The organism is Stenotrophomonas sp. CFBP 13724, from assembly GCF_014841975.1.
GTDB lineage: Bacteria > Pseudomonadota > Gammaproteobacteria > Xanthomonadales > Xanthomonadaceae > Stenotrophomonas > Stenotrophomonas lacuserhaii.
The window spans coordinates 756,640-778,061 of sequence record NZ_JACYUW010000001.1 but is presented as its reverse complement, the minus strand read 5'-3'; the positions used below and the strand labels follow the sequence as shown (position 1 = coordinate 778,061).

14 protein-coding genes are annotated in these 21,422 nt (G+C 63.4%); 4 read left to right on the top strand and 10 right to left on the bottom strand.

The features are described 5' to 3' along the window. Window positions 1-21 precede the first annotated feature (21 nt). Entirely contained in the window at window positions 22-2,067 is a 2,046-nt protein-coding gene (locus tag IFT63_RS03335; RefSeq protein ID WP_192083246.1) for a TonB-dependent receptor, read from the bottom strand. A gap of 157 nt (window positions 2,068-2,224) precedes the next feature. Between IFT63_RS03335 and IFT63_RS03330 the strand changes: the two genes are divergently transcribed. Then, a complete protein-coding gene (locus IFT63_RS03330) occupies window positions 2,225-2,614 on the top strand; it encodes an OsmC family protein (RefSeq protein WP_192083245.1) in 390 nt (129 codons plus the stop codon). Between the two features lie 17 nt (window positions 2,615-2,631). Here the strand turns inward: IFT63_RS03330 and IFT63_RS03325 are convergent, their stop codons facing one another. Continuing rightward, complete coding sequence (locus tag IFT63_RS03325) at window positions 2,632-3,297, bottom strand: class I SAM-dependent methyltransferase (protein ID WP_192083244.1); 666 nt, start codon at window positions 3,295-3,297, stop codon at window positions 2,632-2,634. 53 nt (window positions 3,298-3,350) lie between these two features. Here IFT63_RS03325 and IFT63_RS03320 point away from each other — a divergent pair, with 53 nt between their 5' ends. Both IFT63_RS03320 and IFT63_RS03315 read left to right on the top strand, forming a co-directional pair. Beyond that, window positions 3,351-3,797, top strand: coding sequence for an Rrf2 family transcriptional regulator (locus IFT63_RS03320; protein ID WP_192083243.1), 447 nt, complete (start codon window positions 3,351-3,353; stop codon window positions 3,795-3,797). Next, window positions 3,794-4,690 (top strand): NAD(P)/FAD-dependent oxidoreductase, encoded by an 897-nt coding sequence (locus IFT63_RS03315; protein WP_192083242.1) that lies wholly within the window; start codon window positions 3,794-3,796, stop codon window positions 4,688-4,690. The genes IFT63_RS03320 and IFT63_RS03315 overlap by 4 nt, the downstream gene beginning before the upstream one ends. Window positions 4,691-4,727: 37 nt before the next feature. Here IFT63_RS03315 and IFT63_RS03310 read toward each other — a convergent pair whose 3' ends face one another. The 6 genes from IFT63_RS03310 to IFT63_RS03285 all read right to left on the bottom strand — a co-directional run bounded on the left by IFT63_RS03310 (window position 4,728) and on the right by IFT63_RS03285 (window position 15,926). Beyond that, window positions 4,728-5,003 carry a hypothetical protein gene (locus tag IFT63_RS03310; protein WP_192083241.1) on the bottom strand — a complete coding sequence of 92 codons (276 nt, stop codon included), beginning with the start codon at window positions 5,001-5,003 and terminating at the stop codon, window positions 4,728-4,730. Next, entirely contained in the window at window positions 4,996-5,502 is a 507-nt protein-coding gene (locus IFT63_RS03305) for a hypothetical protein (protein WP_192083240.1), read from the bottom strand. Before IFT63_RS03305 ends, IFT63_RS03310 begins: the two co-directional genes overlap by 8 nt. Before the next feature lie 72 nt (window positions 5,503-5,574). Then, entirely contained in the window at window positions 5,575-6,093 is a 519-nt protein-coding gene (locus IFT63_RS03300; RefSeq protein WP_192083239.1) for a hypothetical protein, read from the bottom strand. A gap of 588 nt (window positions 6,094-6,681) precedes the next feature. After that, on the bottom strand, window positions 6,682-7,647 hold the full coding sequence (locus IFT63_RS03295; protein ID WP_249404327.1) for an RHS repeat-associated core domain-containing protein: 966 nt from the start codon (window positions 7,645-7,647) through the stop codon (window positions 6,682-6,684). Between the two features lie 16 nt (window positions 7,648-7,663). Continuing rightward, complete coding sequence (locus IFT63_RS03290) at window positions 7,664-12,910, bottom strand: RHS repeat protein (RefSeq protein ID WP_192083237.1); 5,247 nt, start codon at window positions 12,908-12,910, stop codon at window positions 7,664-7,666. 595 nt (window positions 12,911-13,505) lie between these two features. After that, window positions 13,506-15,926, bottom strand: coding sequence for a membrane-bound PQQ-dependent dehydrogenase, glucose/quinate/shikimate family (locus tag IFT63_RS03285; protein WP_192083236.1), 2,421 nt, complete (start codon window positions 15,924-15,926; stop codon window positions 13,506-13,508). 196 nt (window positions 15,927-16,122) lie between these two features. Here IFT63_RS03285 and IFT63_RS03280 point away from each other — a divergent pair, with 196 nt between their 5' ends. Then, entirely contained in the window at window positions 16,123-17,241 is a 1,119-nt protein-coding gene (locus IFT63_RS03280; protein ID WP_249404326.1) for a LacI family DNA-binding transcriptional regulator, read from the top strand. Here IFT63_RS03280 and IFT63_RS03275 read toward each other — a convergent pair. Both IFT63_RS03275 and IFT63_RS03270 read right to left on the bottom strand, forming a co-directional pair. Next, window positions 17,238-20,303, bottom strand: a complete 3,066-nt coding sequence (locus IFT63_RS03275) for an efflux RND transporter permease subunit (RefSeq protein ID WP_192083234.1) — start codon at window positions 20,301-20,303, stop codon at window positions 17,238-17,240. The two genes, IFT63_RS03280 and IFT63_RS03275, sit on opposite strands and share 4 nt — an antisense overlap. Continuing rightward, window positions 20,300-21,397: an efflux RND transporter periplasmic adaptor subunit gene (locus IFT63_RS03270; RefSeq protein WP_042612258.1), complete on the bottom strand. Its 1,098-nt coding sequence runs from the start codon at window positions 21,395-21,397 to the stop codon at window positions 20,300-20,302. The genes IFT63_RS03275 and IFT63_RS03270 overlap by 4 nt, the downstream gene beginning before the upstream one ends. Between the last annotated feature and the right edge of the window lie 25 nt (window positions 21,398-21,422).

The window sequence follows — 21,422 nt, the reverse complement described above, 5'->3', positions numbered from 1 at the left end:
TGGCCGTCACGCCCTTCCCCCTCACAGCTTCATGTTCAACCCCACATACACCGAACGCCCTGCAGCAGGCGAGAACATCGGCTGCGCCTGCTCCCAGAAGAAGCTGTCATACCACGCATACGCGTACTCCCGGCCGGTGGCATTCTTCACCTGCAGGTCCACGCTCCAAGCTGGATTGATCTGGTAGCGCGCGCTCAGGTCCAGCACCGCGAAGCTGCCGAACTTGCCCGCCACGTTGCGTTCTTCCAGGTAGTAATCGCCCTGCGCACGCGCCTGCAGGCCCAACTGCAACGCATCGCTGGCCTGGTAATCCGCGCCGATGTTGCTGATGTAGCGCGGGGTGGCGGCCACTTCGCGGCCCTGCAGCGAAAGGGCCGCATCCCGATCATCGCGGGTGATCTTTGCTTCCTGGTAGGCATGCGACGCCCACAGCGTCCAGTTGTCGCCCCACTGCGTGCTGATCTGCGCATCCACGCCGCGACGGCGCGTCTTGCCCAGCGTCACCGTGGTGCCTGTGGCCGGCATGTTCGACACCTCGTTGGCCGCGTCCTGCTGCCACACCGCGATGCGTGCCTGACTGCCCACGAACGGACTGAATTTCAGGCCCAGCTCCATGCCGGTATTGGTCGACGGACGCATCGCCGCCTGCCCTGGCGTCAGGTAGGCAGGCGCGGTGGAGCCGGTCAGTACCTGGAAGGTGCGTCCCCAATTTGCATACACATTGGTGTCCTGCGCCAGCGCATAGACCACGCTCAGCTTCGGCTGTTCAATCGTGCCGTAGCGTTGCAGCGGGCCGGTGACGCCGCCGGGCAGCCGGGTATCGCCATCGAAGCGGTCCACGCGGTACGCCGGCACGATCTTCAGCCGCTCGATCGGCTGGTAGATCGCCTGTACGTAGGCGCCCCAGTTGTCGAACGTATGCCGGTCATCATTCTGGATGCGCGCCGGCGCGCTGTTGAAATCGGTCGGCTCGCTGTAGCTGAAGCGTTGCCGCTGGTAGCCGTTGTCCTGGTGTTCGTAGTTCACCCCGCCTTCCAGGGTAAGGCTGTCCCTGGCATGCCAGGTGAGCGTGGTCAGCATGCCGGTCTGCTTCTCGTCCCACACCCGGCGCTGGCGCGGCGCGTTGCCGGTAGGCAGGTCGCTGAAGGTCACCCGACGGTCGTCTTCATAGCGGTTGTAGTACAGCTTGCTGCCCAGGAACAGGCTCTCGGCAAGCTTCAGGTCCAGATGTACGCCCACCTGCTGCATGTCGCGCACATCGCGGTCATTGAGGTTGCGCCGCTGCGACCCCCGACGGTCGCTTCGCAGCTCGTCGGCGGTCATGAAACCGGGTTCATCGGCGATGTGGTGATAGGCGCGCGCGGTCAGACCGATGCGCATGCCGTCTTCAAGATTCCCATGGAACCACTTGCCACCCAGCGCGTATTTTTCGGAGGCGTCGTGGTCCCGGTAGCCATCAGACGCCTGGGTCCCGATGAAGTAATTCTGCGCGAATCCATCGCGCTCGCGGCCAACCGCCAACTGCGCGTCGCGCGTGTTGTAGCTGCCATAGCCGAGCCGGGCATCGGTATAGTTGCCCCCCTGCCGGGTACCGAAGTTCACGTTGCCACCGATGTTGTGCAGGCCGTAACGCGGATCGTTGGTGCCGCGCACCACCTCGATGAAGCTGATTTCCAGCGGGAACAACATGTCGATGAAGCGCTGGTTGCCACTGTTGACGTTGCTGGGCACACCGTCGATCAGGGTCTTGATGGCATTGAGGTAACCCTCGCCGTTGAAGGCGCGGAAGCTCACCTTGCCCGATTCGGCACCCTGCCGGGTTTCGGTGAGCTGGATGCCGGGCATCTGCCCCAGCAGCTCCCAGCTGTGCGACACGTTCTTGTCCTCGATCTGGTCCGCGCCCAGCACGTCCACCGAGGTCAGCACCTGGTGCGCGGTGAGCTGGCCGTCGGTGTGCTGGTGCACATCCACCTTGCCCAGGGTCAGGGCGGAGCTGGAGGACTGCGCGCGCGACTCGGGCGCGAACAGGATGGCCGCCGTGGCAGCGACCAGAGCTTGGATCTTCATGGGGTGGAAACGCCTGATGCGGATGGGGACAAGGTCATGAGCGGGGCAATGTTACAGAATAACATTACATTTCGACCAGTCCCCCCACCGGGCGATGTACTGGCCGCTGCCCCGCCTTACCATCGCAGGCCCGCCGTTCCGCACAGAGAGCACCCGCATGGCCCACGTCCACGTCACCTCCACCGGCAGCAACTTCGCCCATCGCATCAGCAGCGGCCAGCACACGCTGCTTGCCGATGAGCCCGCGGCACTGGGAGGCCAGGACCAGGGCATGGCCCCGTTCGACCTGTACCTTTCCGCGTTGGCCGCGTGCACCGCCATTACCCTGCGCATGTATGCCGAAAAGAAGGGCTGGGAGCTGGGCGAGTTCAATGCCGAGCTGACCTCCACGCGCGACGCGGCAGGCAAGCTGCTGGTGCATCGCACGCTGCGCGCATCGGCCAGCGTGACCGACGCCCAGTGGGCGCGCCTGCTGGACGTGGTGGAGCGCACCCCGGTGACGCTCGCGATGCGCGAAGGCGCCACCATCACCAGCGAACGCGGTTGACCGGCAGCAAGCGGGGACTACCCGGCGTAGGCTACCCAACCCCTGAAACTGAAGGCGGCGTAGAACAGTTCCACCGTGCCGAAGCCGGCCTCATGCAGCAGGGCCACGTCCTGCTCCGGTGACAGCGCGGGCAGCAGGCGGGCCATGCTGTCCACGGTGTGCGCCACGTCCAGCGCGATGCCCGACGAGGCCGAGAACGCGGCAAAGCGCTGCAGCCAGCGGCGCTTCTGTGCGACATCCTGCGCATAGCTGTGATGTGCCACCACCAGCGGCGCGCCCGGTTTCAGCCGGCGCCGTACTTCCTTCAGCGTGTGCAGCCGCTGCTCAGCCGGCAGGAAATGCAGAGTCAGCAGGCAGGCCGCGCCGTCGCATGGTTCATCAGGCGCATCGTCGATGTAGCCCTCGGTGAACGCCACGCGTGATGCCAACGGCCCCAGCGTCTGGCGCGCCATGTCCAGCATCGGCATAGACGGATCGATGCCGCGGAAATGCCACCCGGGCTGCGCCTCCGCGAAGCAACGCAACTCCATCCCACCGCCCGCACCGAGCACCAGCACCGTGCCATCTGCCGGTACGCGTTCTTCCAGCAACAGGCGCGCCATGCGCTGCATGTCCAGCAGGCCCGGGACCTTCTGCATCGCACCTTCTGCATAGCCTGCAATGGCGTGGGGATCGGAAAACATGTGCCTGCCTCGTCGATTTGACCTGTGACGCCAAAGGTAACATCATTAGTTACATGAAACGCGACAGTCGACTTTCCGCCGTCCTGCATGCCCTGCTGCACATGGCCGAGCAACCCGGACCGATGACCTCCGACGCGCTGGCGACCTGCCTGGGCACCCATCCGGTGGTGGTCCGCCGCACCATGGGCCTGCTGCGCGAAGCCGGGCTGGTCGCCGCCGTGCGCGGCCACGCCGGCGGCTGGCGCATCAAGGCTGACCTGAGCAAGGTGAGCCTGCGCCAACTGCACGAGGCACTCGGTGAGCCGGCCTTGTTCGCCATCGGCAACCGCCACGAAAACCCCGAGTGCCTGGTCGAACAGGCCGTCAACGCCGCCCTGGACGATGCCTTCGACCAGGCAGAAACGCTGCTGCTGGAGCGCTTTGCCGCGGTCTCACTGGCCGATCTCGCCGCCGACTTCAAACGCCGTCACGCCCACCATCTGCGGAGCAAGCATCCATGAACACCCACGACGTCATCATCATCGGCGGCAGCTACGCCGGCATGGCCGCGGCCCTGCAGCTGGTACGTGCCAGGCGGCGCGTGCTGATCATCGACGCAGGCAAGCGACGCAACCAGGTGGCCGCCGATTCGCACGGCTTCCTCAGCCAGGACGGCGCCGACCCCGCCGAGATCGCCCGCACCGCACGCCAACAACTACAGGCCTACCCCACCCTGACCTGGGTGGAAGACGTGGCCCTGGATGCATCGGGAACGCGAGATGCCTTCAGTGTGACGACTGCGGCATCCGGCACCTTCAGCGCCCGTCGCCTGCTGCTGGCCACCGGCTTATCGGACGAGCTGCCGCCGATCGACGGCATCCGCGAGCGCTGGGGAAAGAGCGTATTCCACTGCCCCTACTGCCATGGTTATGAGCTGGACCAGGGCGAGATCGGGGTGATTGCCGCGGTGCCGATGTCGATCCACCAGGCGCAGTTGCTGCCCGAATGGGGCAACGTTACGTTCCTGCTCAACGGGGCCATCGAACTGGATGCGGCGGCGCGCGAGGAACTTGTTGCGCGTGGCGTACGCATCGAAGAGACGCCCATCGCACGTATCGAAGAACATGCCGATGTGGTGCTGGCGGACGGGCGGCGGCTGTCTTTTGCGGGGCTGTTCACCGCCTCGCTCAACGCGCCTTCCACGCCGATCGCGCAGACCCTGGACTGTGCGCTGATGGAGACGCCGATGGGTACCCAGCTGCAGACCACCGATGCCAAGGAGACCAGCGTTGAAGGTGTGTTCGCCTGCGGCGACGTTGCGCGCATGCCGCACTCGGTTTCACTGGCCGTGGCGGATGGCGCGTGGGCGGGGGCGCAGATCCATCGGACGCTGGTGTGGCCTACGGCGGGGTGAGGTTTGGAGTCCTTCGAGGACCTGCTTTAAAAAACCATCATTCGTTGCGGCTCGTCCACTGCCGAATTAGATCCTCGACGTGCTCAATCTGCGCCTTCGCGTAATCCCTGTCCTTCACCCTGATATCCACATCGTCGAGGTAATGCCACAGTTCATGCGGAACACCCACGGCGCCTCGCTCCAGCATCATGAGCCGCTTGATGGTCGCTGCATCACTGTTCCACTGCGCCATGCCCTCCCTGCACTCCGGCTCGGATAGAAGAAGGGTCCGGATACCATTGATGATGGCATCCCTGATTTCATCATCAGCCATAAAAACTACTCCTTGACTCCGAATCGACCAGAAATCTGACACCGGAACCATCTGGTACGCACGCTATGGCCTGCGCAGGAAGATGCCCAGCATCCGCCCTTTGCACGGAAACGTCCCACACCGAATCATCCTGCCCGTCGTCTTCCACGGACACACACAATTCGATCACCACGGCGGCAATGACTATGGATAGCCGCCCATCCGCTTGGAGTTGAGTGGCATCAACCGCCTTGCCAATACAAAAGAATACCCGCGCAAGAAACTCAATCCGCCCGACAAAGAAGTCGCTTGACCTCGGCGTGTCGGGCGACGGTCCCATCTCGCGAATCGTGGCAGCACACCCAAAATCGACGTCAACGTACAGGCCCTCGCCCGGAATCAAGACAGGATTGATGAATCGAAGGGAGATGGAAATGCTGGTAACACCAAAGCTGTCAGGGCATGCCCGTGCAAGCATATGAAGCAGCGCGCCAATGGCAGATTCCGTATCCAGCTCCATCTTTGCGCAAGTCGTCGTCACCCTGTTTTTTCTTTGGATCAATTACCGCAGCCGTGGCCCACACGCATCAGGTTAGCCGTCATCGACCTTGCTCGCCATCAGCCACGCAACCATACGTTCTCCGATGCTGTTCACCCGCAGACAAGACTGCGTGGCCTCCCAGCAGGAAATCCGCAAACGAAATGGGCGAAAGCCAGACAAAACGCGTGCGGCATCTGCACGCTCGGCCTCACTCTCGATCACCACATGCATGTGCACAGCGCCCTTGCCTGATCCTCCCTGCAGAACGACAACATCAACGACCTCCCAGCCTGTCCCCTGGGACTGCTGATAGCCCGTCACCACTCGACCATCCGCACTGAATGACAACGACGGTGCGTCATCCGAGATGCTCCGAGATCGCGCATCGCCTTCGTACAGCGTGAGCGACATCCCAGACTTTGCACTGACCTGATGAATTCCAAAGCCAGTCGGCACTTCATAGGACACCGACATGAAGTTGGGCAGTCGTGGGCAGGCTGAGCCGGGGAAGTGATCACAACTATAGAGCCAGAGCTTTGCATCCTTGGCCGCAGCGGGCCACACGCTCATGCTCAAGGCTGCCAGAAGGAAAAGCCAGAAGCTTCGAAGCCTCCTGTACAAACCCGCCATGCCCGTGCGGACCCTCGACGCTTCCATCGGCGGTGACTTGTGAGCGGCAACTCCATCTACAGCCAACAACATGAGCCACCTTTACCCTGCACGAATAGAAGTGGGAATGTCGCAAAACTTACATGACGCACTGCTCGGGCAGCTTTAACAGCACCTGTTCGATACATTCATCGAACCCATTATCGCAACGACCCTCTACTGAATTCGACTGAGGATCCTGCACGTCGAAGTCGATCAAATGTTTCGACAGCGGGCTTCCATCCGCTGCCTGCACAACGTCTCGAGTCAAGGGCCTGACCTCTCGGATGTTAATTTGCCATGATCCATTATTTAAATCGGCCGTATGCGCGAGCTGGACACGCCTCATTAGCTCTACCTGATACCACTGCGCCATTCCCGCACTAGGCATCTGGTTGATAACAACAACCTGACATGGAGCGTAGCCACATCCAGCCAGCATAAAACCAGAGCCAAGCAGAAACGCGGATCTCACTACCCGCATGCTCAGCGACAATCGATTTCTTCCCATTATTTACCACCCAATTTTTTCTCAAGCTGCTTTGATTCAATCCTACCACTCACTCTGAACACCCCTTGGAAAGATCCCAATTGGTGCCTGAATGTAGTGGAGTTTCCTTTGATTGCATCCTCATCCATTGCGCGAAGCGAGTTTCCACTGCGATCAGCCATGATATGTTTCTGCGAATACCCAGGCCGATAGGTGGATGTACGCCCCTCCCTGCTACCTGAGTCAGCATAGCCCTCAGGCGCGCCAGCAAAATGCAATATGTCATGCACCGCTGCTCCGCGCCAGTTGAGCCCACCCGTGTCAATATAGCCTTTGTTTCCGCCAAAGCTGTCAACCCCTTCGCCAGCGCGAGGATAGGATTTGTAGTCCCTCCCCTCCTCGAGCTGCATAACATTAGTTCCAATACCCCCTGGCGCCTGAAGGGGCTGAAGCACTATCCTCAGCCCAGAGAATTCGGATTTAAGCGAATCCACTCTACGCTTGATTTCCCCAACATTCTCTCGCGTTGCACCAGAACCACTAAAATGAACGGGTATGACAACTACATTTGCGTCTGTGAAATAAATCGCATCATTCCCGTCAGGATCAAGAAATTTGAGCGGGTTCCCATTCCCATAACGGTAGCGATTGAAGTTCGCAGAACTACCGCTGTAAGCAGCGACGGCGTCGACTGAAAGAAAGGCGCCGATCTCTGAGTCGTAGTAGCGTTGTTGCATGTAAGTCAGACCCGTCGCGGAGTCCGCGACATGCCCCGTGAAACCCGGCGCATCCGACGGACCGGCTCCTACGGTCGCGCCGTACGGCTCATAGACCGTCCGCTCGGTCACGTTCCCCGCGGCATCGGATACCGCAACCGGCGAGCCCAGCGCATCGGTGTGGATGTACTCGATGATCTCCTGGCCAGCGGCACTCCACGTGCCTGCCAGCAACACAGCGCCCGTGGCCAATCGCTTGATGATGTTCATGGTTCGCATCTGTTCGTCACCACGGGTTAGTGAGGTCGCCCAGGTCAACCAACGACTGGTTGACAGGCGGACTGGACCATGCAGAGCAACCACTGGCATTGCAGGCACGGATGATGTGGCTGGACGCACAATATCCGGCGCCCTCAGACTTGATGGAGGTCAGCGGCCCGGTGTACTGCGTTCGGCCACCATAAGCTTGGAACTCATACGTTGCAGCCCCTGTCACAGCGGTCCATTGCGCCTCACAGCGGTTCTTGGTGGCACGGTTCACGATCCACTGATACTTGACCGACTTGGTGATTGCAGGCGTACCAGGCGGCGGGTTGGAAACTACCGCCACGTTGTTGGAATACCCGCTGCAGCCGGCGGCATTGCACGCCTTCACCCGATACGTGTAAGTGGCAAACCCAAGGCCATTGCGCGTTGACTGGGTAGATCCATCGTTCTGGACCACGCCCCAACCGCCGCCATTCACGCTCTCCTCAAGCACGTAGTTCACCGCCATCGCAACGCCATTCCAGCTCATCGTGGCGCTTCCACTACCAGTGCTTGCCGGGCCGCTCAACCCCGGCGCGCCCGGAGGCTGGATGACCGAGACGGTCGCGGTTCCCGAATAGGCACCCCACCCTGCATCGTTGCCGCCACGCACGCGGTATGCATAACTACCCGTCCCCTTGCCGCTGAACGCCTGACTGGTACCGGTAATGGAAGCCACCACCGTCCAGCCGCCGCCATTCACACTTTCCTCCAGGCCGTAGCGCGTGGTCGCAGCCAGCGCATTCCAGCTCACGGTGTAGGCCCCCCCCAGACTCTGACCGGGTGCGGAGATACCCGGCGCGCTTGCCGGCGGATAAAGAACCGTCGTCTTTGCGGTAGCCGACACCGCTCCACATCCTGCCGGGTTGCAAGCGTAGACACGGTACCCGTAGCTGCCCGTCGCCTTGCCCGAAACCGCCCAGCTACGCGCCGCAGTCTCCTGCACCGTTGCCCATGTACCACTGCCGATCTGCTCCTGCAGGCGGTACGTGGCAGCGCCCGTTACAGCCGTCCAGGTGACGGGATAGTTGCCGTTCAGCGCGGTTGTCGGAACTGAGACAACTGCAGAGGCAGCGGGCGGCTTCTGCACCGAGATCGTGGCCGTTGCACTCCAGCTACCACAGGCGTCCTGCTGGCACGCACGGATGCTGTAGCCATAATTTCCTTCGGCTTTGGCAGAGGCACTCCAGGTTCGCGCTGTGCCGTTGTGCACAGTGGTCCACGCACCCGTCCCGAGCTGCTCGCGCAATTCATAGCGTGTTGCATAGCTGACAGCGGTCCAGCTCACCACATACGTCCCGCTATTGCTGAACGATGCAACAGTCAGCGCTGGCGTGGTCGGCGCAACGACCTGGATCGCGCGCGCGACCAAGCTCCCGTTGAGCTGGATGTACTCCGTGTTCTTGCCTTCGCGAGCATTGTCCTGCCGGCGTAGAACGCCGTCGTTCCCATACAGGGAGCGGATGGTGCTGCCACCGCTGGTCGCGGTCGACAGGATGCGCCGCCCCTGTGCATCGTAACGATACCGCTCAGCGGCAGCCACCGCGCGCAAGCGATTGCCGAAGTCAAAGGTGTGCGTGACACCGCTGCGCTTGGCGACGTTGCCCTGCACATCGTAGGTCAGCGCTATGGTTGTTGCGCCCGCGCTGTCCTGCACGTTGGCCAGGCGATTCTTGGCGTCGTACCAGTAGTTGTGGTCCTTGACCCCACCCAACTTCGCGCTACGCAGGTTGTCCACCGCATCGTAGGTGTAACGGAACACACCATCGCCGCCGAACGACGCCGAGTTCGCCTGCACAAGGCGATCCAGGCCGTCATAGCTCATCGTCCGTGTGCGCGCGCCGTCCAGGTGATCCACGATGCGCCCCACGTTGCCGTTGGCATCAAACTCATAAGTGGTATCAAGTGCGCCGCGGCTGTCGGTCACCCGTGCAGGCAACTGGCGTGCGTTCTGCTGCATCGTGTGGACGATGCCATTGCCATAGCTGAACTGCTTCATCCCACCGTTCGGGTAGTAGCTGACGCCGGTTGCAAAACTGCCGGCCTTGGTCGGCTGACCCAACGCATTGGGTTCGTAATCGACATAGCGGCCGCTGGGATAGGTCAGCCCCGCCAACGCGCCCAGCGGGCTGTACGCATATCCGATGGACTGAATACCCAGCGTACTTTCACTGGACGTTTCAGCAACAAGCATTCCGCGCTTGTTGTAGCTGTACGTGTTTATGGCCTGGGCGGTGCCCGCCTCGTTCGACGTGGTAATGGTTGCCGGCTTGCCGTCCGCGGTGTAAGTCCAGTCCTGGTCGCCATTCTTGTCCGGGAAGCGCAGGGTGATCAGACGATTGCGCGCGTCGTAGCCACGCGTCACCTTCCGTGCGGCGATGGTGGTCGAAGCCATGTCACACGACGTTGTACTGGGGAGGTTGAGACCTGACGCGCTCCAGACCAGATTTCCCGCGTCGTCGTAACCCATCAGTGTCGAACCGGTTTCCGGCTCAATCGACTTGCAGAAGCGCTGATTGGCGTCGTAGACGTAGCTGCGGGTAATGCGTGTGCTGCCATCAAGGTTACGGCGAACGATGGAACGGGGTTTGCCGAACACATCGCGCGTGATTTCGGTAACCGCGCCTTCCGGATGAGAAATGAAGGTTGGGGCATCGGTTGATGGTGCGCCGAAGGCCTGAAACCGCGTCGTGGTGATGTTTCCGCGCGCGTCGGTAACTTTCATCTGACCGCCGCCAGGGTAATCCGTCAGCGTGGTCAACAGACCCGACTCGGAATCGACGGAAACCGAACGCTGCCGACCAAGCGCATCGTACGTCGTCCAGTTTCCCGCGTTCAGGGTCGCGCTGGTCCCCCAATGGGAGGCGAATACACGACGCCCAGCCTCGTCATACGCGAACCGCTGATAACGCTGCGTTGCACTGCGCGCTGCGTTGTCGTATTCCTCGGTCACCAACGGCCGCCAGAACGCGTCGAAATATGTATTCTTGCGGGCATTGCCAGTCATGGTGCTCTGTCGCCAATGGCCGGCCGGAATGCCATGCTCGTCGCCATTCACCGCAGAGAACGTCTGTGTGGTGCGCGTCCAGGCAACGCTGTCATTTGCCGGCCAGTCGATGCTGGCAATGCGGCCCATGGCGTCATAGCCGTACTGGGTGGTCGCTCCGTTCTCGTCTGTGACCGAGGCAATCCAGCCATTGTCGTCCACCACGGCGGACTGCGTTGCACCGTCGGCAAAGCGGATCTGCTGTGGCGTGCCGCGCTTCCATGCAGACAACGTGGTCGCGTTGCCCAGCACGTCCGTTACAGAGGCCACCGTGCCATCGGCGTTGTAGCCCAATGCCTGCTTCAGCTTGCCGAATGCGCGTTCTTCGATGGGACGCATCAGCGAATCGAAGGTCGTCTGCGATTCAACGGCCCCGGTGTCATCATTGGTGAGCTTGGCCGTCTGGCCCATCACCCACAATGCACTGTTGTCCTGATAGGTCGTAGTATCCGTGCGCGAACCGTAGGCACTGGAACGGTTGACCCGTGTAGGGCGCGCCATGGAATCAAAAGCCAACATACTGGTCTGGTAGCTGTCACCGTCCTGATCGATGGCCTCGGCCACGACCGGTCGTACCTGGGCAACGCTGGGGTCATCACTACCGTAGATCAGACCGTAGGTTGGGGCAAAGGGCTGGCCTGCGACTTCACCCGTCGTCATGTAGACACTGGACCGCGTACTGACCGTATTGCCTGCGGCATCCAGCGTACTGGTCCCGAGCAGCCTACCTTCGTTGAGCGCAAAAAGCGTGCCGTAGCGGTGAACGGTCCGCGTGCCATCCGGATTGGAGATGGTTACGTTCTTTTCCTTTTTGCATGTGGTGCAAGGATAAACTGCTGGCGTACCTGCGCTGCCCCACAACGGCTCCATTCCTCCGCCGTAGGCGTATGACCATGTCAGTGGCTTGGAAAGCCCCGGGCCAGTTATGGTCTTGCTGGTCAGCGACACGACGTCGAAGAAGAAGGGACGCCCCAACACGTAATAGTAAGTTCCTGCCGAGCCCACGGCGTTGCTTATCCGCTGCAGGCATTCGCTTATGTGAACGCCGCTGCGGCCATGCCGCAGATTGCGAAGCTGGAATGTTCCGGCGGCACCAGAGGGGTGGCCGATCGTCATCGTCAACTCGCCGAAAGCTTCAGGCGGCTGCTCAGCGCAGTTGGGGCGGGAATTCCCATCCCATGACTGTTCTTCCGTCCTCAACGCACTTGAGTACGCATAGGACCACGCGCTGCCGTCTGGAAGTGCGACGCGCGTAAGACGGGTCTGCCCGTCTACGCTACCGTAGGAATACGACCAGGTTCGTCCCGCTGCCGTCGCCGTCGCCAAGTGGCCACCGCTGTAGGTCAGCACGATCTCGCGCCCATCGCTGGACCAGATGCGTACCGGCCTTCCTTCCGCGTTGTAGGCGTACTGCACCCAGTTGCCGAAGCGGTCTTCCACACGGCTGGCCTGCACGTAGATGCGCATGCGAGACGTACGGGCACGACCACCCTCGCCCAACGAACGGTCAATGATGCCAGCCAGTCGGCTGGTAGCCGTATCGAAGTAGTAGGAAACGCCTTCCGTGGTCTTGACCCGGTACCCCTCACCAGCCAGTCCAGACTTCATCGGAATACAGTCGATGGCATCGCGCTGGGCTGTGGTCCATTTACGGGCCACGCCATCATTGGGGCGCGGCGTGTCGGCGTTGAGTCCCAGCATGGCGCGGTCGCCGCCACCCGGAATATGGATCTGATTACCCTGCCAGATCTCCGTCAACTGGAACGCTGGTGGATAGGAGGGCACCATGTGCCCACTACAGCGGTTCTCACCCCAGCCGCTGGCCGGAAAGGTCCCCGAAATGCTGGGCACATCGACTTCCCAGCCGCCTACGCCGTCAAGATTGGCGTTGTAGTTGGTGCCACCGATCAGATCCAGCTCGACGCTGAAGCGCCGACGCATCTGCACCGGCAGGGAATTGTTACCCGGCAGGGTGATGTCGGTGACGGCGAACTCCGTCTTGCCGTTGTACAGGCTGACGTTGTCGCCCATCAGGTCATCTTTCAGCGCGGTGAGGTTCTGCGCCGATTCGATGTGCTTGCGGTACTCCTGGTATGGCTCGATGGCCGCAGCCTGATTCACGCACAAGCCAGCTAGTAGGGCGGCGCCGATACGGCCGCCCCAGCTCAGTTTCGTAGTCAACCCCAGTCTCCCTTTCACTACACGTCCGCGTACCCGGCCACGACGGCGGACGACGCTTCCATGCGCTGTTTAGGCGTCAAGTCTAAAGGATGAAGGATGGCTGAAGGAATGGCACGACAGCAAATCTGTGAAGTGGTTCGTACTGCACTGCCGCAATCCACGTCCGCCGTGTACCCGTGACCGTGCACGACTTCCCTCCTGCTTCGTCATCCAGTTGGAACGCAAGCTGGAAGAGATGTAGCAGCGGCGTGCCCGGCCAGCTCGCGTGGTGCAACTGAGGCCGGTCAACGGAGTCCACGATCAAGGAACAGCACCGACCTACGACGGTGCTGCCAACCTGACGCATGTCGAACGTATCGTCATCCCCGTCACTACGCTGCGGGCGCTGGCGAACGCCGGCGTAACGTGGTGGGTGCACCGGGGACCAGGATGCGGGTGGACACTGCGCCATAGCGCATCGAATTAAAAAGGCAAACGCCGGTGGTGAATGACCGCCGTGCAGAATGAGCGCCGTCCGCCCCGCTGCGCGGCGCCAGAACCCCTTTCCATCAGGAAAAGAGGATCGGGCGCCGGCAGTTGTCGCGCCTACGTCGTGCTACTGCGGCAATGCGTAGGCCACCACGAAGTTGCCGCGTGGGGTGTGCATGAAGTGGTGGCCGGTCGCCGTGATCACCACGTATTCCCTGCCCCCTGCCTCGTAGACCATCGGCATCGCCTGGCCACCGGCAGGGAGCGGAGCAGACCAGACGGTTTTGCCGGTGGTGATGTCGATGGCACGGATCAGGTCATCGGTTGCCGCCGCAATGAAGACCAGGCCGGACTTTGTGACCACCGAGCCGCCGTTGTTCGGCGTGCCGATGACGATGGGCAGCCCCGTGGGCAGGCCGAAGGGACCGTTCTTGCGGGCCGTACCCAGCGGTCGATCCCACACGGTACGACCGTCGCGCACATCGATCGCGCGGATGCCACCGTACGGGGGCTCCTTGCACAGCATGCCGGTGAACTTCATCTGCCAGCCCGCATTGACATCCACGGCAACCGGCAGGCCTTCCTGCGGATCGCCTGCGCCTTCGCCATGCGCCTTGTAGCCGGGATCGTTGATGATCTGCGGGGCCTTCCAACCCAGCTTGTCCGCCTCTGCACGGCTGACCAGCCGGGTGTAGTTGGGCATGTCGTTGTAATTGGCGATGATCAGGCCGCGTGCCGGATCAAGCGCCACGCCACCCCAGTCCGAGCCACCGTTATAGCCGGGATAGTTGATGATCGGCTTGTCCACGCTGGGCGGCGTGTACTGCCCGCGATAATCCGCCTGGTGGTATTGGATGCGGCAGGCCAGCTGGTCCAGCGGGGTCAGGCCCCAGGTCTTCTCCGGCGTCATGTCTCCCTTGGCCAGGCTGTTGAACAGCGAGAACGGTTGCGTCTTTGAACGCGCCGCCGGCTCGAAGCCACCCTGCGGCACCGGTCGCTCTTCCACCGGGAACACCGGCTTGCCGGTCTCGCGATTCAACACGTAGACGTCGCCACTTTTGGTCGGGAAGATCACCGCCGGGATGCGCGTGCCGTCTGCCTGCGGATAGTCGAACAGGGTCGGCGGTGAACCCGGATCGTTGTCCCACACATCGGCGTGGGTGTTCTGGAAGGTCCAGCGCGGCTGCCCGGTTTCCACGTCGAGCGCGGTCAACGAGGGCGAGTATTTCAGTTCTTCCGGCGTGCGCTCGGAGGAATAATAGTCGCCCGATGCATTGGCGACCGGCAGGTACACAAGGCCCAGCTTGTTGTCGCCGGTGAAGGAGGTCCACACGTCCGGCGAGCCGCGCTTGTACACGTCCTCGCCCACGCGCGGCGCGGTATCCATCGGGGTTGCCGCGTCCCATGCCCACTTCAGCTTGCCGGTGCGCACATCGTAGGCCTTGGTGACGCCGGAAGGACCATAAGCGCGCTGCCCATCGATGGTGGTGTGCCCGACGATCAGCGTATCGCGCACTACCGCAGGCGCAGAGGTAATGGCCACGTAACCCTGGTACACCTCGCCCATGCCTTCGGTGAGCTTCACTTCGCCGTTGCTGCCGAAGGAATCGCAGCGCTTGCCGTCACGCGCGTCGAGTTCGATGATGCGCGCATCCAGCGTGCCGACGATGATGCGGCTCGCGCAGGTGGCACCCGCGGTCGCGGTGTCGGTGGCCGGTTCGGCGAAGTACGCCAGCGAACGACAGGCCGGGGTGTAGGGCACTGCCTTGGACGTCACGCCCGGGTCGAAGGTCCATTTCGCTTTGCCCGTGGCAGCGTCCAATGCGGTCACCGTATTGAGGTAGCCGCATACGTACAGAGAATCGCCGATTTTCAGCGGCGTGTTCTGCACGCCCCAGCGCGAATCACTCGGCACCTCGCCGACTTCCGCGGTCCATGCCACCGCGAGATTCTTCACGTTTCCAGGCGTGATCTGGCTCGCCAGCGAATAGCGCATGGCGGCCTGGTTGCCGCCGTAGGCGGGCCAATCGGTGGACGGCAACGCACTGTCCGTGCCGGCCCCGGTGGCCGCCTCGAATGCGTTGCCTGCGACGGCCGGTACATTCTCTGCTTCGGTCACGCCCTGCGGTACGAAGGCCAGCCCGGTTGCAACCAGGAAAGCGGCGACCAGCACACCGGTGACCGCCCCTGCCCTGCGCCGGGTCATGCGGGCATGCAGCGTAGGCAGCAGCAGCGAGAAGCCGATGGCAAGCACCAGCACCAACGCAAAGCGCGGCACCCAGGCCCAATAGCGTGAACCGGCCTCCCAGACGGTCCACGCCAGTGTGAGCAGGAACAAGGCGCCGAACCAGAGCGAGGCCGATGGCCGTCGCCGCGCCAATCCCATGGCACTGCCAAGGCTCAGCAGCCCGGCGATGGCGTAGTACCAGTTGCCGCCCAACGCGATGAGCCAGATGCCGCCGCCGACCATGCACAGGCCGAACACGGCCAGGACCAGCGACAACAGCCACCGACCTGCGCGAACGAGGGGTTTTTCCGAGGAGTTCATTTCAGTTCCGGGAGAGAGGGGGACGCGTGCCTGGCGCCTGGGTACCGGTGCAGGCGGGTCCCCGGGGGAGACCGGGTAAGCAGGCCGGGCGTCACATCTGGCGCAGCGGGCCGCTTCGGGGGATGAAACTTTGTTTGCATAGCTATGCAAGACTACGCCCGCGAAAGTGAAAACCGAATCATCAAACGGTGCATCCATGTGTCCTGCAGGCTCGACATCGAACGGAAAACGGCGACCGCAGGTCTCTTCCTGGTCCGTGGCACGGTTGGCCGGCGTTTCCCAGTCCACGGTCTCCCGGGTCTTCACGCCCGGGGCGTCCGTGTCCCTGCCGGTGCGGGAGAAAGTCCTGGCCGCCGCGGACCAGCTCAAGTACCGCCCCAACGCGCTGCCCGCGATCCTGCAGACAGGCCGCTCAGGCCTGGTCGCGGTAGTCATGGGCGGCTTCTACAATCCGGTATACGCAGGGATTCTCCACGGCATCACCACCGCCCTGAAGGAACGTCGGCTGGAAGCGGTACTGGTCGATGCCGGCAGCGACGAGAACCTGGGGGATCGCGTCGACGACCTGTCGCGCTACCGGATCGATGGCGCCATCAGCGCACTGGCGGTGCGTTCGGCCAAGGTCGCCGCCCGGCTCGATCAGCTTGGCATTCCGGTGGTGGCGGTTAACTCCCGGCAGTTCGGCACGCTAAGGGTGGTATCCACCTCGAACCGGACCATCGGCCGGGATGCTGCGGACGCGCTGGTGGACAGGGGCTGCACGCAGCTGGCGTACCTGGCCGGGCGCGATAACCCATCACAGCGCGAACGCGAAAGCGGCTTCAGCAAGCGCGTTGTCGCCCGCGGACTGCCCACACCGCAGCGTGCTGTGGCCGGATTCACCTATGAAGAAGGTTACGCCGCAATGGTGCAGCTGCTGGCATCCGGGGCTCGGCCCGACGGGCTGTTCTGCGTGAACGACCTGGTGGCCATCGGCGCACTGGACGCCATCAGGACCGTGCCCGGGTTGCGCGTGCCCGAGGACATCCAGGTCATCGGCTGCGATGACATTCCCATGGCGGCATGGCAGCAGAACCGCCTTACCACCTTTGTCCAGGACATGACCCTGCTGGGCCGCCAGTGCGTGGAAATGCTGGGCAATGACCCGCCTGCCAGCCGCGTAAGCGTACCGTCCACGCTGGTGCTGCGTGCGACTACCCGGACGCTGCTGCAGACACCGCAACAGATGCAGAGCAAGCCGCGGCAGCCCGGTGACGGTTCCCGCGGCCGGATGGTGACGGATGCCGCCGACCATGGCTCGGCGCTACCGGGCTAGGTGGCAGGATGCGAGGACTTCCGCCGGAACCTGCGTGACATCCACTCGCCCAGATCATCCACCACCGTGAATGCGGCCGGGATCACGATCAGGCTGAGCAGCGTGGAGGTGATCAAGCCACCGATCACCGCGATCGCCATCGGCGCGCGGAAGCTGGAGTCACCCGCAAATCCCAGCGCGATGGGCATCATGCCCGCACCCATCGCAAGCGTGGTCATGATGATCGGCTGTGCACGCTTGCGGCAGGCATCCACCAGAGCATCGTGCTGGCTCATGCCGTGCTCGTCCTCGGCGATCACCGCGTAGTCCACCAGCAGGATCGAGTTCTTGGTGGCGATGCCGATCAGCATCAGCAGGCCGATCAACGCCGGCAGCGACAGCATGTTCTGGGTGATCAACAGCGCACCGAACGCACCACCGGCGCACAGCGGCACCGCCGCCAGGATGGTGACCGGCATCAGCGCATGGTTGAACAGCAGCAACAGCACCATGTAGATGCAGACCAGGCCCGCCGCCATGGCCAGCATGAAGCCGATGAAAAGCTCCACGAACACTTCGGCATCGCCGGTGTTGAGGAAGCTCACGCCCGGCGGCAACTGCTTCACCCCGGGCAATGCCTGCACTTCAGCCATCACCTCGCCCAGCGGACGGCCGTTGAGTTCGGCGGTGAGGGTGACATTGCGCTGGCGCTGGTAACGCGAGATCTGCGACGGGCCACTGCCCTGCTGGATATCGGCCACCGCCGCCAGCGGCACTGGGCCATCACGCCCGGGCACGCGCAACTGGCTGATCAACGCCGGGTTGGCCAGCGTCGCTTCGGCGAAGCCCACGCGGATCGGCACTTGGCGGTCCGGCAGGTTGAGCTTGGCCAGGCGCTGTTCGTAGTCGCCTGCGGTGGCGATGCGGGCGGCTTCGGCGATGTCGGCCGTTGCCACGCCCAGATCGGCGGCGCGCGCCGAGTCCGGAACGATCTGCACTTCCGGCCGCAGCAGCGAGGCGGTGGAGCTCACGCTGCCCAGTCCCTGGATGCCGCGCAGGTCGCGCTCCAGCGCGGTGGAGGCCTCCTGCAGGCGTTGCGGATCATCACCGGACAGCACCAACTGCAGCAGGTTGCCCGGTTCGGAACTCACGTAGCTCACGCGCACGCCGGGCAGGTTGGCCAGCTTGTGCCGGGCCTCACGTTCGAGTGCGCGCTGGTCACGGTCGCGGTCATCGGCCGGTCCCCAGTCCAGCACCAGCGTCGCCTTGCGCGGCTCGCCCACGCCGGTGGCGCCGGGGTCACCCAGGTCCAGCACGCTGCCCACGGCGGTGTAGACCTGCTTCAGTTCCGGCATGTCCTTGAGCAGCGCGCGGGCACGTTCGGCCACCGCCACGGTGTCCTGCAGGCGCGTGCCGGGCGGCAGTTCCAGGTTGAGGTTGCTGCGGCCCAGGTCGGACTGCGGGATGAAGGTGGCCGGGATGAACGGCACCAGCCCCAACGAGGCGACAAACAGGCCGGTGGCCAGCCACAGCGTGCGGCCACGGTGGCGCAGCGCTGCATCCACCCAGCCCAGGTACCAGACCATCAGGCGCGAATCCGGTTTCTCTTCGCCGTGTGGCTTGAGCAGGTAGGCGGCCATCATCGGGGTGAGAAGGCGCGCCACCAGCAGCGAGAACAGCACCGCGGTTGCGGCTGTCCAGCCGAACTCACGGAAGAACTTGCCGGCGATGCCGGGCATGAACGCCACCGGGACGAACACTGCCGCCAGCGTCAGCGAGGTGGCGATGACCGCATTGCCGATCTCACCGGCGGCTTCGCGCGCGGCTTCCAGTGGCGGCTTGCCCATGCGCAGGTGGCGCACGATGTTCTCGATTTCCACGATGGCATCGTCGACCAGGATGCCGACCACCACCGACAACGCCAGCAGGGTGATCATGTTCAGCGTGAAGCCGAAGAAGTACATCACCGCAAAGGTCGGAATGATCGACAACGGCAACGCCAGCGCGGCCACCCAGGTGGCACGCCAGTCGCGCAGGAACAGCCACACCACCAGCAGGGCCAGCAGCGCCCCCTCCCACAGCATCGTCATCGACGAATCGTAGGAGCGGTGGGTTTCGTCGATGGCGGTGGTGACCAGCCGGAAATCAATGCCGGGATGGTCCGCCTTGATCTTGTCCAGCGCGGCATGCACGCCGGCTTCCACCTTGACCTCGCTGGAGCCGCGCGTACGCGACATCGAAAACGCCACGACCTGCTTGCCGTCCAGCAGCGCTGCTTCGGTCGGGTCGGCGGCCGCGTCGGTCACCGTGGCCAGCGTGGAAAGACGCACCGCGCGGCCATCCGGCAGCGCGATGGAGTAGTCACGCAGTGCCTGCGCATCGCCTACCGTACCCAGCGTGCGGATGGTCTGCTGGGCGCCTTCTATCTCGGCCTTGCCGCCCGCGCGCTCCACCTGGATGCGCGCCAGCTGCTGGGATACATCGCCGGCGGTGATGCCCATGGCGATCAGCGCGTTGGGGTCCAGGTCCACGCGTACCTGGCGCTCCACGCCGCCCACCCGGGTGACCTGGGCCACGCCGGGTACGCCGTACATGGCGCGCGCGATATCGCGGTCGACGAACCAGCTGGCTTCGTCGCTGCTCATGTGCGGCGCAACCAGCGCATAGGTCATCAGCGAGCCGCCGATATCGACCTTGGAAATGACCGGCTCCTGGATGTCCTGCGGCAGGTCGGTGCGGATGCGGGTGACCGCATCACGTGTGTCGTCCAGCGCCGTGGCGAGGTCAGCTTCCAGCTGGAACTCGATGGTGGTGGTGCTGACGCCCTCGCTGACCGAGGACATCACGCGCTTTACGTTGTTGACGGTGGCGACGGAGTCTTCGACCTTGCGCGTGACCTCTGCTTCCAGCTGGCTCGGCGAGGCGCCAGGCTGGGTCACCGTCACGGTGGTCATCGGGAAGGCGATGTCCGGGAAGCGCGCTACCGGTAGCTGGTAGAAGCCCCAGAGTCCAGCCACGCACAGCACGAAGAAGATCAGCAGCGCGGGCAGCGGGCGCTTGATCGCCCAGGCGGAAAAATTCATTGCGCAGCCGCCTTCGCATCGCTGGCCTTCGGCGTGGTGACCACGCGCACGCGGTCGCCCTCACCCAGGAAGCCCGCGCCGTCCACTACCACCTGGTCGCCGGCCTTCAGGCCTTCCAGGATGGCGGTACGGCCCTGCACGGCCTGGCCGGTGCTGACGCGATGGCGGCTGGCCTGATGCTTGTCGGTAACGGTGAACACGTAGTTGTGGCCATCACGCTGCACGATCGCTGCTGTCGGGATCGTCAGCGCCTGCCCATCACCGGTGACGATGCGGCCTTCCACGTAGACGCCGGGCTTGAGCGGACCGGGCGTGGGCAGGTCGGCGTACAGGGTGCCGGTCCGGGTCTGTGCATCCACGCCAGGAGTGACCGCGCGGATGTTGCCGGTAACCACCTGGCCTGCGTAGCGCAGTTCGATGGTATTGCCCACGGCGACGTCGGCCAGCTGGTTTTCCGGCAGTTCGGCGCGCCATTCCAGGCGACCATCGCGGATCAGGCGCAGCAGCTCGGTGCCGGCCGATACCACCTGGCCGGGCTGCACCAGCCGCTTGGAGATCAAGCCATCCGCCGGTGCGCGCAGGTCGGCGAAGTCACGCCGCAGCTTGGCTGCATCGCGCGCGGCGCGAGCGGTGGCGGTCTGCGCTTCAGCATTGATGCGGTTGGCGCGCAGCTCATCCAGGCTGCTGGCGCTGATCAACTGCTGGGCGGCCAGCTTGGCGCTGCGCTCGTAGTTCATCCGTGCCAGTTCCTGCGAAGCCTGCGCCTGCCGCAGCGAGGCATCGGCCTGTGCCAGTTCGCTGTCCAGCGTGCGATGGTCCAGCTGCAGCAGCACCTGGCCTTTCTTCACCCACTGGCCCACGTCAACTGGCAGCGCGGTGACCCGCTGGCCGCTGATTTCCACGCCAAGCTGCATTTCCTCGTAGGCGGTGACCGGCCCGGACACCAGCACCGTGCGCGCCATCGCCTGCTGCTGCGCGGGGGCCAGCGATACTGGAAGCGCGGAGCTGTCGGCGGCGGTTTCATCGGCCGCTTCGTCCTTGCCACCGCAGCCGGCGAGCAGGCAAACCAGCAGGATCAAGAAGGGTGCACGCATGAGTAGCTTTCCGTGTGGAGGCATC

Coding starts and splice junctions, on each gene's coding strand:
- IFT63_RS03335 (WP_192083246.1), bottom strand. CDS start 2,067: ATGAAGATCCAAGCTCTGGTCGCTGCCACGGCGGCCATCCTGTTCGCG.
- IFT63_RS03330 (WP_192083245.1), top strand. CDS start 2,225: ATGGCCCACGTCCACGTCACCTCCACCGGCAGCAACTTCGCCCATCGC.
- IFT63_RS03325 (WP_192083244.1), bottom strand. CDS start 3,297: ATGTTTTCCGATCCCCACGCCATTGCAGGCTATGCAGAAGGTGCGATG.
- IFT63_RS03320 (WP_192083243.1), top strand. CDS start 3,351: ATGAAACGCGACAGTCGACTTTCCGCCGTCCTGCATGCCCTGCTGCAC.
- IFT63_RS03315 (WP_192083242.1), top strand. CDS start 3,794: ATGAACACCCACGACGTCATCATCATCGGCGGCAGCTACGCCGGCATG.
- IFT63_RS03310 (WP_192083241.1), bottom strand. CDS start 5,003: ATGGCTGATGATGAAATCAGGGATGCCATCATCAATGGTATCCGGACC.
- IFT63_RS03305 (WP_192083240.1), bottom strand. CDS start 5,502: ATGGAGCTGGATACGGAATCTGCCATTGGCGCGCTGCTTCATATGCTT.
- IFT63_RS03300 (WP_192083239.1), bottom strand. CDS start 6,093: ATGAGCGTGTGGCCCGCTGCGGCCAAGGATGCAAAGCTCTGGCTCTAT.
- IFT63_RS03295 (WP_249404327.1), bottom strand. CDS start 7,647: ATGAACATCATCAAGCGATTGGCCACGGGCGCTGTGTTGCTGGCAGGC.
- IFT63_RS03285 (WP_192083236.1), bottom strand. CDS start 15,926: ATGAACTCCTCGGAAAAACCCCTCGTTCGCGCAGGTCGGTGGCTGTTG.
- IFT63_RS03280 (WP_249404326.1), top strand. CDS start 16,123: ATGTGTCCTGCAGGCTCGACATCGAACGGAAAACGGCGACCGCAGGTC.
- IFT63_RS03275 (WP_192083234.1), bottom strand. CDS start 20,303: ATGAATTTTTCCGCCTGGGCGATCAAGCGCCCGCTGCCCGCGCTGCTG.
- IFT63_RS03270 (WP_042612258.1), bottom strand. CDS start 21,397: ATGCGTGCACCCTTCTTGATCCTGCTGGTTTGCCTGCTCGCCGGCTGC.